This is a genomic window from Achromobacter sp. RT286_PF (genome assembly GCF_059760425.1).
In genome coordinates this window covers 26,965-39,320 of the sequence record NZ_JCBAMR010000035.1, presented here as the reverse complement: position 1 = coordinate 39,320, position 12,356 = coordinate 26,965, and the positions used below count along the sequence as shown (strand labels likewise).

Genomic DNA, 12,356 nt, shown 5'->3' with positions numbered 1-12,356 from the left:
CCTGCTGGCCACCTTGCCGCAAGCGGGGCCTATTTGGCCGCCTTGGGCCGGAAGGCGTGGGCGGCCACTTCGCGCAGGTTGCGCGCGGCGCTGCGTTCGGCCCCCGGGTTCCATGCCAGCGAGATCCCGATCGACGCATCCGCCGGAAAATCGGCAAGCGTTTTGGTGACCACGTTGGGGCTGGGGTGGCGGCGGGCGCCGGCCGGCACCAGCGCCACGCCCAAGCCGCTTTCCACCAGGCTCAACAGGGTTTGCACCTGCACGGCTTCCTGCGCGATGCGGGGCGTGAAGCCGCGCAGCTGGCAGGCGTTGATGGCGGCCATGCGCAGGCCGGCCGCCTCGGTGGCGGTGTACATGATGAAGGGTTCGTCGGCCAGGTCGGCCAGCCGGATGCGGCCGCGGCGGGCCAGTGGATGGCTGTTGTGCACGGCCAGCACGAAATTTTCGGTGGTCAGCGGCGCCAGCCGCACGCGCGAGCCCATGGCCACCGGCACACGCACGATGCCTACTTCCAGCGCGTCCTCGGCCAGGTCCTGCATGATGCGTATCGAGGTGGCTTCGCGCAGCACCACCGTCACGCCCGGATAGCGTTGGCGAAATAAGGGCAGCATGCGCGGCAAGATGGCGTGCGTGGCGGATCCGACGAAACCGATACGGACGGTGCCGCCTTCACCAGCCGCCCCGGCGCGTGCCGCCAGCCGGAATTGCTCGGCATGAAACAGCGCGCGGCGCGCTTCGTCCAGCGCCGCCAGCCCGGCCTCGGTCAGCTGCACGCCTTGCCGACCACGCACGAACAGCGGCACACCCACCATCTCTTCCAGCTTGCGGATCGACACCGACAGCGGCGGTTGCGACATATGCAGCTTTTCGGCCGCGCGGTGAAAGTTCAGCGTGTCGGCAAGCACCAGAAATTGCTGCAAGTGGCGAAAGTCCATGGAAGGGGTCCAGGGCGGCATGGGCTTTCGATGATACGTGCTGTGTGTCGCGATGTGTGTGATGTGGTGTGTGGTGCTGTGTGTCGCGAATGTGTGTGGCGCTGCGTGTGGCGATGTGTGTGATGTGTGTGATGTGGTGATGTGGTGTGTGGGGCTTGGTATCGCGCGGTGTGCCGTGCGGTGGATCGCCGCCGGCATCCGGGCTATCCCTTGCGGTATCGCCGCGTCAGGCTTGACCCTGCGCCACGCGGCGGATGAGGTCCAGTGCACTGTCTTCGCCTTGCAACGCATGGGCGCCGATGTGTGCATGCCAGAAGGATTCCGACCCTGCCGCCAACCGCCAGTCGCGCAGGCGGCGCGTGTAAAGCTGCAAGTCGAATTCGGCGGTGACGCCGATGGCGCCATGCACCGCGTGGGCGATGTCGGCCACCCGCGGCGCCGCCTGGCTGGCTCGCGCTTTGCCGACGGCAGCTTGCATCGCACCGGGCATCACGCTGGGCATCGCGCCCGGCATCACGCCGGGCATTGCACCGGGCATTGCACCGGGCGTCGCACCAAGCGTCGCACCGGGCGTCGCTGCCGGCATCGCGCTGGGGATCGAACCGGGCGTCGCGCCCGGCATCGCATTGGGCAGCGCACCGGCCATCACTCGGGGCATATCGCCGGGCTGCGTGACCTGGCTTTGAAACGCCAGCTGCGCGGCCATGTTCGCTGCCCACACCTCTTCGGCCATCACGCTGATCTGCTGCTGCACCGCCTGGAAGCGGCCGATGGACTTGCCGAATTGAGCCCGTGTGTTGGCGTAGTCCAGGGTCATCGCCAACACGCGCTCCATTGCGCCGGCCATCAGGCCCGCGTAGGCCGTGGCGGCCAGCAGGGCCAGGGCATCCGGCGTATCGGCCGCGCGCTGCCCGTTGTGCCCGTCTCGCCCGTCCTGCCCGTGCTGCCCATGCCGCCCGTCCTGTCCGTCCCGCCCGTCCCGTCCGTTCCGCCCCTGCCGGCCCTGCCGCCCGTCCCGCCCGTTTTGTTCATCGCTTGCGCGGATAGGGCCCAGGCATTGGGCGTCGGCCAACGCCCATGACGCCTCGCCGTCCAGCGAGCCATGTATGCCGTTGCTCTGCACATCGGCCGCTTGCACGGGCAACAGCCACGCTTGTCCATCGATCTGCGCCAGCACGTGGCTGGCCACGCGTATCCAGGGCACGTTCGTGCCGGCGATGCGGTGGTCGGCCACGGACAGCCCGTGCGGGGCCAGCGCGATCGGCCCCGCCGGGCACGCATGTCCGTGGGCTGCCAGCCAGCCGCGCGCCAGCATCGTATGTGCGATGGGGTAGGGGCACAGGTGACGGCCTGCCGCCAGCACCACCGGCAGTGCCGCCGCCAACGGCAGCCCGGCGCCGCCCAGCGACTCGGGCACCAGCGCATCGGCGAATCCCGCGTCCTCGCACGCCCGCCACGCGGCATCAATGGGCTGCCCCTGCTCGGCGGCGCGCAGCAGCGCGGGCGTGCAGGTTTGGGCGAACAGGCGTTCGGCCGCGTCGCCCAGCAGGTTATCGGAAAGCGTGTCGCCAGCGTTGTTCATGATGTAGCCCTTGTCCGTCCGTATTTAGTTAACGCGCCGCAGATCAGCCTGTATGACATCAGCCCCATGACATCAGCCCCATGACATCAGCCCGCGCCTTACCGCAGCCCCAGCCCGCGCGCGATGATGCCGCGCAGAATTTCACGGGTGCCGCCGCGCAGCGAGAACGTGGGCGCAACCTGTTCCAGGTACGTCAGCGTGCGCAGCAGGGGCAATGGGGGCGGCAGGTTGGGGTGACGGCCCAGCGCGTCGCCGATCAGGCGGGGAATTTGCTGCTCCAGTTCCGTGCCCAAGTCCTTCACCAGCGCCGCTTCGGTGGCCGGGCTGCCACCCGCGGCCAATTTGCCCGCCACCGCCAGCGACATCGCCCGCAACACCGCCATCTGCGACAAGATGGCGCCCAAGGTCGCGCGGTCCACGGCGTCGCCCGACAAGGCGCGGCAGTGCGTTAACCAGCATTCAAGCAGCGCAACGCTGGAATACAACCGTTCCGGGCCGCTGCGCTCGAACGCCAATTCGGCATTGACCTGCGCCCAGCCCGCGCCTTCTTCACCGATCAACGCATCGTCCGGCAATTCCACGTTGTCGAAGAACACTTCCGAGAAATGCGCATCGCCGGTCAAGTCTTGAATCTGCCGCACCGACACGCCGGGTAGCGACAGGTCCACGATCAGCTGCGACAGACCCTGGTGCCGGTCCTGGGCCGAGCCCGACGTGCGCACCAGCGCAATCATGTAGTGCGAGCGGTGCGCGTTGGTGGTCCAGATCTTGCTGCCGTTCAAGCGCCAACCGCCAGGCATCGGCTCTGCCCGCGTGCGGATGCTGGCCAGGTCCGAGCCTGATCCCGGTTCGCTCATACCGATGCAAAAGAACGCCTCGGCGCGGCAGATGCGCGGCAGGTAAAACGCCTTTTGCGCGGGGGTACCGACCTTCAGGATCAAGGGGGCGCTTTGGCGGTCGGCGATCCAGTGCGCCGATACCGGCGCGCCCGCGCCCAGCAATTCCTCGGACAGCACGAAACGCGCGAAATGGCCTCGGTCGGCCCCCCCGAATTCGCGCGGCAACGTCAGGCCCAGCCAGCCGCGTTCGGCAAGCTGGCGGCTGAAGCCCGCGTCAAACCCCATCCAGGACCGCGCGCGTTCATCCGGCTCCAACCCGTCCAGCGTGTCCGCCAGAAAGGCGCGGATATCCGCGCGCAGCGCTTCGTCGGGGGCGGGGATGGGGGTCAGGTCCAGCGGTTCGATCATGGTCCGGTTCCGTTGCGACGCCGCCTGGGATGGGGGCACGTCAGGCCACTATCCGGCAGCGTCGCCACCGCCGTCCAATATTATTTTTGGCCTTTTCGATACCGGATTCGTATCGCCGGTGCAAAAACTAATATTGGACGCTGCCCGGCCACGCGCCTACGCTGGACATTCTTGCCGGCGCGCGCGGCGGCGATCCAAAACCTGTAATCGGGAAAGGGCAAACATGACGGAACTCGTGCATTTTGAATTGGACGCGGACGGCGTGGCGACGCTGACGCTGGATGACCCCGCTACGCGCAACGCGCTGACCGGCAGCGATATCGTGGACCAGATGCTGGCCATCTTCGCGCGTATCGAGCACGACCCCGACGTGCGCGTGCTGATCCTGACCGCGACAGGCAAGGTATTTTCATCAGGCGGCAACATTCACGAAATGCAGCGCCAGATCGGGCCGGACGTGAGCCCGGCCGCGCTGCGCCAGGAATATCGGCACGGCATCCAACGATTGCCCTTGGCCTTGCACGCGCTTGAAGTGCCCACCATTGCCGCCGTCAACGGCCCGGCCATCGGCGCGGGTTGCGACCTGGCCTGCATGTGCGACGTGCGCATCGCGGCGGAGTCGGCCACTTTTGCCGAGAGCTTCGTCAAGCTGGGCATCATTCCCGGCGACGGTGGCGCGTGGTTTTTGCCGCGCTTGATCGGCATGGCGCGTGCCGCCGAAATGTCGTTTACCGGCGACGCCATCGGCGCGGGCACGGCGCTGGAATGGGGCCTGGTGTCGCGCGTGGTGCCGGGCCAGGAACTGCTGCCGGCAGCGCGCGCGCTGGCCCGACGCATGGCGGCCAATTCCCCGCAGGCCGTGCGGCTGACCAAGCGCCTCTTGCGCGAAAGCCAGCATGCGCGCCTGGACGCCTTGCTGGAACTGTCGGCGGCGTACCAGGCGCTGGCCCACAAGACCGACGCGCACGCGGACGCCGTCGCCCAATTCCTGGCGGCGCGGCGGCGCTAGGCCGGCGTTATGATGGAAAACACCACAAGGAGGAAACACCATGAATGAAGTTATCGTCGCATCCGCCGTGCGCACCGCCATCGGCGATTTTGGCGGCGCGCTGAAAGACGTGCCGCCCTGCGACCTGGGCGCCACGGTTATTCGGGCCGCGCTGGAACGCGCCGCCGTCAAGGGCGACGAAGTCGGCCACGTTGCGGTGGGCCACGTCATCAACACCGAACCCCGCGACATGTACCTGTCGCGCGTGGCGGCCATGAACGCCGGCATCGCCAAGGAAACCCCTGCCTTCAACGTCAACCGCCTGTGCGGTTCGGGCTTGCAGGCCATCGTGTCGGCCGCGCAGACCATCATGCTGGGCGATGCCGATATCGCCATCGGCGCGGGCGCCGAAAGCATGAGCCGCGCCCCATACATCGTGCCCTCGCAACGCTGGGGCGCGCGCATGGGCGACAGCGTCATGCTGGACATGATGACCGGCGCCTTGTCCGACCCCTTCGGCCGCATGCACATGGGCGTCACGGCCGAAAACGTGGCGGCCAAATTCAACATCAGCCGCCAGGACCAGGACGCGCTGGCGGCCGAATCGCATCGCCGCGCCGCCGCCGCCATTGACGCCGGCTACTTCCGCGACCAGATCGTGCCGGTGGTGCAAAAGACCCGTAAGGGCGAAGTCGTGTTCGACACCGACGAACACGTGCGCCGCGACGTCACCGCCGACACCATGGCAGGGCTGAAGCCGGTGTTTCAGAAAGAGAACGGCACGGTCACGGCGGGCAATGCGTCGGGCCTGAATGACGGCGCGGGCGCCGTGGTGCTGATGAACGCCTCGGTAGCCGCCAAGCGCGGCATCAAGCCGCTTGCGCGCCTGGTCGCCTACGCGCACGCGGGCGTCGACCCCAACATCATGGGCATCGGCCCGGTGCCCGCCACGCAGGCCGCCTTGAAGCGCGCGGGTTTGACGGTGGACCAGTTGGACGTCATCGAAGCCAACGAAGCGTTTGCTGCCCAGGCGTGCGCCGTGGCGCGTGAATTGAAGCTGGACCCCGCCAAGGTCAACCCCAACGGCAGCGGCATCGGGCTGGGCCACCCCATCGGGGCGACGGGCGCGATCATCACCGTCAAGGCCCTGCACGAACTGCAACGCGTGGGCGGCCGCTATGCGCTGGTGACGATGTGCATCGGTGGCGGCCAAGGCATTGCCGCGATCTTCGAACGCATTTAAGGGTTTGATGCCGGTTTGGCTGCGGCTTTGGATGCAGCCGAATGACGCAGCCGAATGACGCAGCCCAGCGCCCCGCCTCCCGGCGGGGCGCTTTTACTTCATGCCTGGCCCAGATAGCCCGCCGCCCAGGCCTGGCACTCGGCCCGCAGCAGCTCGCCCATCTTGGCGCGGCGCGGCGAATCCAGCCGGCTGCTGATGGCGCCGAAGCTGAACGCCACCCACGTCAACTCCGATACCGGAAACGCGACGCCCACGCCCGACACGCCCGGCGTGATCGTATCCACGATTTCAGAATGGCCCGTCGCGCGCGTCTGCTTGACGGCCTTCATCAACGCCGCGCTTGAGACGCCAATCTGCGCGTAGCTGGCCGCGTGCCGCGCATACAGCGCCGCGATTTCTTCGTCCGGCAAACTCGCCATCAACGCCAGCCCGCCCGCGCCCACGCCCAGCAGCCGCCGTTCGCCCTGGTCGATGGTGAACACCTTGACCGGAAACGAGCCCGCCTCGCGCAGCAGGCACAAGGCGTAATCCCCCTGGCGGATCACCAGGAACACGGTGTCGCCCGACAATCGGGCCAGCTTCTGCGCGAAGGGGCGCAGCGCATCCAGCAAGGGCGTGCGTCGCAACGCCGCGAAACCCAGCTGCATGGAATCCACGCCCAGCCGATAACGCCGCGTGCGTGCGTCGCGTTCGGCGAATTGCTCTTCCAGCAGGCAGCTCAACAGGCGGTGGGCGGTGGACCGTTCCAGCCCGGTCGCGCTCATCACGCCTTGCAGGTCGATGCCGTCTTCCTGATGCTGCGCCAGCACGCGCAGCAGGCCCAGCGCGCGCCGCATGCTCTGGGTGCCGCCGGTAGCCATCGTCTTGTTCATATTGTGGGAAAAAGTGGTCGAATATTTTGTATTCTAGGATTCCAGGTGCGTTAATTCAATCGAATCGACCCATCGACCCGTGCCATCCACAAGCGCGGGCGTTGCAAAAGACGAGGAGACTATGGAATACGCCACCCTGGCCGTCGAGCACCACGACCCGATCTGCCGCATCAGCCTGGCGCGCGAATCGGCGCGCAACGCCCAAAGCCAGCAAATGCTGGATGAACTGGACGACGCCCTGACCCGGGCCGAACAAGACGACGCCGTGCGCGTCGTGGTGCTGGCCGGACGCGGCGCGCATTTTTCGGCGGGGCACGACCTGAAAGAAGCGCAAGCCAAGCGCGCCGACTTCACCGTGGAAGAACGCTGGGAATACGAGTCGCGCCGCTACTACGGCTATTGCCTGCGCATCTGGGATTTCCCGAAACCCACCATCGCGCAGGTGCAGGGCGCCTGCGTGGCAGGCGGCTTCATGATCGCCAACATGTGCGACCTGGTCGTATGCGCCGACACCGCGTACTTTTCGGACCCCGTCGGCCACACGCTGGCCGCCGCCGCCACTGAAGTGCTGATCCACCCCTGGGTGATGGGCCTGCGCAAAGCCAAGGAAATGCTCTACACCGGCGAAAAAGTCGACGCGGCCGAGGCGCTGCGTATCGGCATGGTGAACCGCGTGGTGCCCGAGTCCGAGCTGGACGAGGCCACGCTGACGCTGGCCCGGCGCATTGCCCAGGCGCCGCCGTTCGGGCTGCGCCTGATCAAGCGCTCGTTGAACCGCACGGCCGATGCGCAGGGCTTTCGCACGGCCTTGTCGGCGCATTTCGACACGCACCAGCTGTCGCACCTTAGTGAAGAATTCCAGGCCGTGCGCGAACGGGGCCTGGCCCAGGCCATTCAGCGCAACAAGAAGGGCGAAACGGCATGAGGCCCGCGCTGGACTGCCTGCTGGACCCGCGCTCGATTGCCATGATCGGCGCCAGCGCCAACGCCGGCCGCATTGGCGGCATGCCGCTGGAACTGCTGACGCGCTTTGGCTACGCGGGCGGCATCTACCCCGTCAACCCGAAGTACCAGGAAGTGTTCGGCTTACGTTGCTGGCCCGACATTGAAGCCGTGCCCGAACCCGTGGACCTGGCCGTGCTGGCGATTGCCGCCGCCGAGGTCACGCCCATGCTGCGCCGTTGCCACGCCCGGGGCGTGCGCGCGGCCATCGTGTATGCGGCGGGTTTTGCGGAGGCGGGCGGCGAGGGCGCGCGCCTGCAAGCCGAGCTGGAAGCGTTCGTGGCGCAAAGCGGCATGGCCGTGGCGGGCCCGAACTGCATGGGGTTTGCCAACTTGAACACGCAGGCGCACACCGCCTTTGCCTCGGTATTCAAGACGGCGCCCGCGCAAACGCAGCCGGGCGTGGTCAGCCTGCTGACGCAAAGCGGCAATGTGTGCGCGGCGGTGTACGCCATCGCGCGTCGGCTTGACCTGCCGTTTTCGCACTTCATCAATACCGGCAACGAGGCCTGCCTGGATTTCTCGCAATACCTGGAATATCTGGCGGCAGACGCCCACACCGAGATTGTGCTGGGCTACATCGAACAACTGCGCGATGGCGAACGCTTCGTGCGGGCCTGCCAGGCGCTGGAACGCCAGGGCAAGTTGTTGATTGCGTTGAAGGCCGGCAACACCGATAAAGGCGCGGCGGCGGTGCGTTCGCACACGTCGGCGCTGGCGGGCGACAAGCGCGTTTACGCGGCGGCGTTTCGCCAATTGAACGTGATCGAAGCCACCGACTTTGCACAGATGGCGCACCTGGCCAGCCTGGCCACGCTGCGCCATCGCAGCGCCGGCAAGCGCGTGGCGGTGCTGACGATGTCGGGGGCGCTGGGCGCCATCCTGGCCGACAAGTTCATCGGTGCGGGGCTGGAACTGCCGGATCTGCCCGACGACCTGCAAACCGTGCTGCGCGGCGGCATTCCGGACTACGGCATGGTTGGCAATCCGGTGGACGTGACCGGCAACGTGGTCAACGATCCGGCGTTTGTGCGCACGGTGTTGCAAGCCCTGGCCACCACCGACGCCATCGACGCCGTGGTGGTCTACGCGCCCGGCTACATGCTGGATCGCATGGCCGACGCGCTGGCCGAGGCATCGCGCCAGCATCAGCGCTTGTTCGTCGCCATCGACACCGGCCTGGCGCAAAGCCGCGCCGCCTTGCGCGAGGCCGAGGTCGCGGTGTTTGAAGACCTGGGACTAGCCGTGTCCGCGCTGGCGCCGTATCTGTTGTGGTGCGAGGCACGCGGCACGCGGCGGATGGCGGCCATCGACAACCCCACCGACCAACCCATCAACGTCAACGCCCCGCCCGTGCCGGCGCTGCCCTGCAACGAAGTGGACGCGCGCGCCTACGTCGCCGCCTTCGGGCTGCCGCAAGCGCTTGCCGGCGTGGCGCGCACGGCGGATGACGCGGTGGCGCACGCGCGCCAGGCAGGCTATCCCGTGGCGCTGAAAATACTTAGCGCCGACATCGCGCACAAGACCGAGGCCGGCGGCGTAGCGCTGGGGCTGGCCAACGACGCCGCCGTCAGCGCTGCGTTCGACCGCGTGCTGCACGCAGCGTCGGCCGCGCAACCCGATGCGCGCGTCGATGGCGTGATGGTGCAGAAGATGGAACGCGGGGTGGCGGAACTGATCGTGGGCGCCACGCGCGACCCCGTCTTTGGGCCCGTGCTGACGGTGGGCCTGGGCGGCGTGCTGACCGAGATCTATCAAGACACCAGCCACCGTCTGCTGCCCGTGGACGAGGCCATCGCCATGCGGATGCTGCAAGAACTGAAGGCGTACCCCTTGCTGGACGGCTACCGGGGCAAGCCGCGCGCGGACGTGGCGGCGGCCTGCCGGGCGATTGTCGCCGTGGGCAACGCGCTGTTGGCCGCGCCCGCGCAGGTGGCCGAAATCGAAGTCAATCCCTTGCTGATCAAAGAGGCGGGACAAGGCGTTGCCGTACTGGACGCGTTGATCCTGCCCGCAACCCCGTAGTGCCACCGCGCCATGCGCGCAACGCATTCCCCAGGAGGAGACAAGCATGAAGAAGAGACAGGCAATCAAAGGGCTGTTGGCCGGCATGGCCGTGGCGTTTGCCGGCGCGGCCACCCCCGCGCTGGCGCAGGACGCGTATCCCAGCCGGCCCGTGCGCATCGTGGTGCCGTTCTCGCCGGGTGGCGCGGCCGACATCATGAGCCGCTTGCTGGCCGAACGGCTGACCGCCAAGCTGGGCCAGACCGTGATCGTAGAGAACAAGCCGGGCGGCGGCACGATGATTGCGTCCGACTACGTGGCGCGCGCGGCGCCCGACGGCTACACGCTGCTGATGGCCGCGTCATCGCTGGGCATCGCGCCCAGCACGTACGCCAAGGTCAACTACGACCCCATCAAGGACTTCACGCCCGTCAGTCAGGTGGCCTCGGTGGTGCACGTGCTTGAGGTGCACCCGTCGATTCCGGCCAAGAACGTGGGCGAACTGATTGCGTATCTGAAGGCCAACCCCGGCAAGGTCAGCTACGGCTCGGTGGGCGCGGGCAGTTCCACGCACCTTGAGGCCGAACTGTTCAACAGCATGGCGGGCGTGCAGATGGCGCATATTCCTTACAAGGGCAGCGCGCCGGCGCTGAACGATCTGGTGGCCGGGCGTATCCAGGTGATGTTCGACGCCTGGGCCTCGTCCGGCCCGTTCGGCAAGGACGGCAAGCTGCGCGCGCTGGCGGTGACGACCACGAAGCCCTCGGCCTCGGTGCCCGACCTGCCGACGGTGGCGGCTTCCGGCCTGCCGGGTTATTCGGCCATGCCGTGGCTGGGACTGGTGGCGCCGGCGAACACGCCGCAGGCGGTGGTCGACAAGCTCTATACGAACCTGGCGCAGATCCTGCAACAGCCCGACGTGAAAGCGCAGTTCGTGGGGCTGGGGCTGGACATCATCGGCAGCGACCCCAAAGCATTCGCGGCGTTCATTCGGCAAGACGTGTCGACCTGGGCCAAGGTCGCGCGCGATTCGAATATCCGATTGGAGTAAGCGGTATGGATCGACAGGACAACGCGGCCGCTCGCATCCTGGCTCTGGACGACGCCGCCTTTCGCCCGCAATTGCGCGCATGGCTGGCCGAGACCTATGCCGGTTTCGTGCGCGGCTGGCCCGGCGGCGCGTGCCCCCGTGACCTGGACTTTCGCCGGGCGTGGGAAGACACCTTGTGTGGCCACGGCTGGTCCGGCCTGGGTTGGCCCAGCGAATATGGCGGGCACGGCTTGCCGCTATCGCGCCAGGCCGTATTCCATGAGGAGCACGCGCGTTGCGGCGCGCCGTTGGGCGTGAACCTGATCGGCCACGGCATCCTGGCGCCTACGTTGCTGCACTTTGGCACGGACGCACAAAAGCGCCGTTTTTTGCCGGGCATATTGTCCAACCGCGACGTCTGGTGCCAGGGCTATTCGGAACCCGGCGCCGGGTCGGACCTGGCCTCGGTCCGCACGCGCGCCGAGCCGGTGGCGGGCGGGTATCGACTCAATGGGCACAAGATCTGGACGTCGTTCGCCGACCGCGCCCAGTGGTGCTTCGTGCTGGCGCGCACCGATGCCAACGTGCCCAAGCACAAGGGCCTGAGCTTTCTGTTGGTGGACATGCGCAGCGCGGGCGTACGGGTCGAACCGATCCGCCAGATCACGGGCGACGCGGAATTCTGCGAAGTGTTTTTCGAAGATGTATTCGTGCCGCAAGACCTGCTGCTGGGCGCCGAGAACCAGGGTTGGAAGGTGGCGATGGCCGCCGCCAGTTTCGAACGCGGCACTTACTTCATTCCGCGTCTGGTGCGGTTTGCGCAAGAGCTGCAAGCGGTGCGGCGGCTGGCGCTGCGGCCCGACGCGTACGGGCACACGCCGGCTTCGTCGGCCGACGTGCGCCACCGTTGGGCGCGGCTGGCGGCCGACAGCCACGTGCTGGCGTTGAAGTCGCGGCGCGCGCTGGAAGGCGCCATGCGTGGTGATCCGCCGGGGCCGGAAGGGTCGTCCACCAAGATTCACTGGAGCGAGGCGCACCAGCGCTTGCTGGAGCTGTCCTTGCAGATGCTGGGAGAAGGCGCGTGCCTGGAAGGGGCGGGGCATGGCGCGGGCGACGGCAAGGGAGCCGGCAGGGCCGGCGCGGTCTGCAAGGCGGGTATCGATGCGGGTATGGATGCGGGTATCGATGCGGATATCGATGCGGGTATCAATGTGCGTGGTGCTGCCGGTGTTGAGGCCGATAGGGAAGCTGGCATCAGGCCCGATTGCAACGCTTGTATCGAAGCCGATTTCAACGCCGATATCGACGCGGACGCGGCAACGCTGACGCACGCCTACTTGTGGTCACGCGCCGAAACCATCCTGGCCGGCACCTCCGAGATCCAGCGCAACATCATCGCCGAGCAGATGCTGGGATTGCCTAAAGCCTGAAGCCCGAAGCCCAAAGCCCAAAG

Annotated in this window: 10 protein-coding genes; 6 read left to right on the top strand and 4 right to left on the bottom strand. The window is 67.3% G+C overall.

The genetic code is table 11. The features are described from left to right. Positions 1–29 precede the first annotated feature (29 nt). The 3 genes from AC6LJY_RS22385 to AC6LJY_RS22375 form a co-directional block, all read right to left on the bottom strand. Positions 30–935, bottom strand: a complete 906-nt coding sequence (locus AC6LJY_RS22385; RefSeq protein ID WP_498136797.1) for a LysR family transcriptional regulator — start codon at positions 933–935, stop codon at positions 30–32. Positions 936–1,161: 226 nt separating this feature from the next. Beyond that, the gene (locus AC6LJY_RS22380; RefSeq protein ID WP_498136796.1) at positions 1,162–2,517 is read right to left on the bottom strand and encodes an acyl-CoA dehydrogenase family protein; all 1,356 of its coding nucleotides are present in this window, start codon (positions 2,515–2,517) and stop codon (positions 1,162–1,164) included. Positions 2,518–2,615: 98 nt separating this feature from the next. Then, positions 2,616–3,764, bottom strand: a complete 1,149-nt coding sequence (locus AC6LJY_RS22375) for an acyl-CoA dehydrogenase family protein (RefSeq protein WP_498136795.1) — start codon at positions 3,762–3,764, stop codon at positions 2,616–2,618. A 223-nt stretch (positions 3,765–3,987) separates the two neighbouring features. Between AC6LJY_RS22375 and AC6LJY_RS22370 the strand changes: the two genes are divergently transcribed. Both AC6LJY_RS22370 and bktB read left to right on the top strand, forming a co-directional pair. Then, entirely contained in the window at positions 3,988–4,773 is a 786-nt protein-coding gene (locus AC6LJY_RS22370) for a crotonase/enoyl-CoA hydratase family protein (RefSeq protein ID WP_498136794.1), read from the top strand. 40 nt (positions 4,774–4,813) lie between these two features. After that, the gene (gene bktB, locus AC6LJY_RS22365) at positions 4,814–5,995 is read left to right on the top strand and encodes a beta-ketothiolase BktB (RefSeq protein WP_046805446.1); all 1,182 of its coding nucleotides are present in this window, start codon (positions 4,814–4,816) and stop codon (positions 5,993–5,995) included. 98 nt (positions 5,996–6,093) lie between these two features. On the opposite strand, the gene AC6LJY_RS22360 is transcribed toward bktB, so the two are convergent. After that, positions 6,094–6,867 carry an IclR family transcriptional regulator gene (locus tag AC6LJY_RS22360; RefSeq protein WP_498136793.1) on the bottom strand — a complete coding sequence of 258 codons (774 nt, stop codon included), beginning with the start codon at positions 6,865–6,867 and terminating at the stop codon, positions 6,094–6,096. A gap of 121 nt (positions 6,868–6,988) precedes the next feature. On the opposite strand from AC6LJY_RS22360, the gene AC6LJY_RS22355 reads away from it, so the two are divergent. From AC6LJY_RS22355 to AC6LJY_RS22340, 4 genes are read left to right on the top strand one after another with little or no spacing between them, the layout of a single operon-like run. Next, entirely contained in the window at positions 6,989–7,792 is an 804-nt protein-coding gene (locus tag AC6LJY_RS22355) for an enoyl-CoA hydratase (RefSeq protein WP_498136792.1), read from the top strand. Continuing rightward, positions 7,789–9,894, top strand: coding sequence for an acetate--CoA ligase family protein (locus AC6LJY_RS22350; protein ID WP_498136791.1), 2,106 nt, complete (start codon positions 7,789–7,791; stop codon positions 9,892–9,894). The genes AC6LJY_RS22355 and AC6LJY_RS22350 overlap by 4 nt, the downstream gene beginning before the upstream one ends. Positions 9,895–9,940: 46 nt before the next feature. Further along, the gene (locus AC6LJY_RS22345; protein ID WP_498136790.1) at positions 9,941–10,924 is read left to right on the top strand and encodes a Bug family tripartite tricarboxylate transporter substrate binding protein; all 984 of its coding nucleotides are present in this window, start codon (positions 9,941–9,943) and stop codon (positions 10,922–10,924) included. Positions 10,925–10,929: 5 nt separating this feature from the next. After that, entirely contained in the window at positions 10,930–12,333 is a 1,404-nt protein-coding gene (locus tag AC6LJY_RS22340) for an acyl-CoA dehydrogenase family protein (protein WP_498136789.1), read from the top strand. Positions 12,334–12,356: the final 23 nt, after the last annotated feature.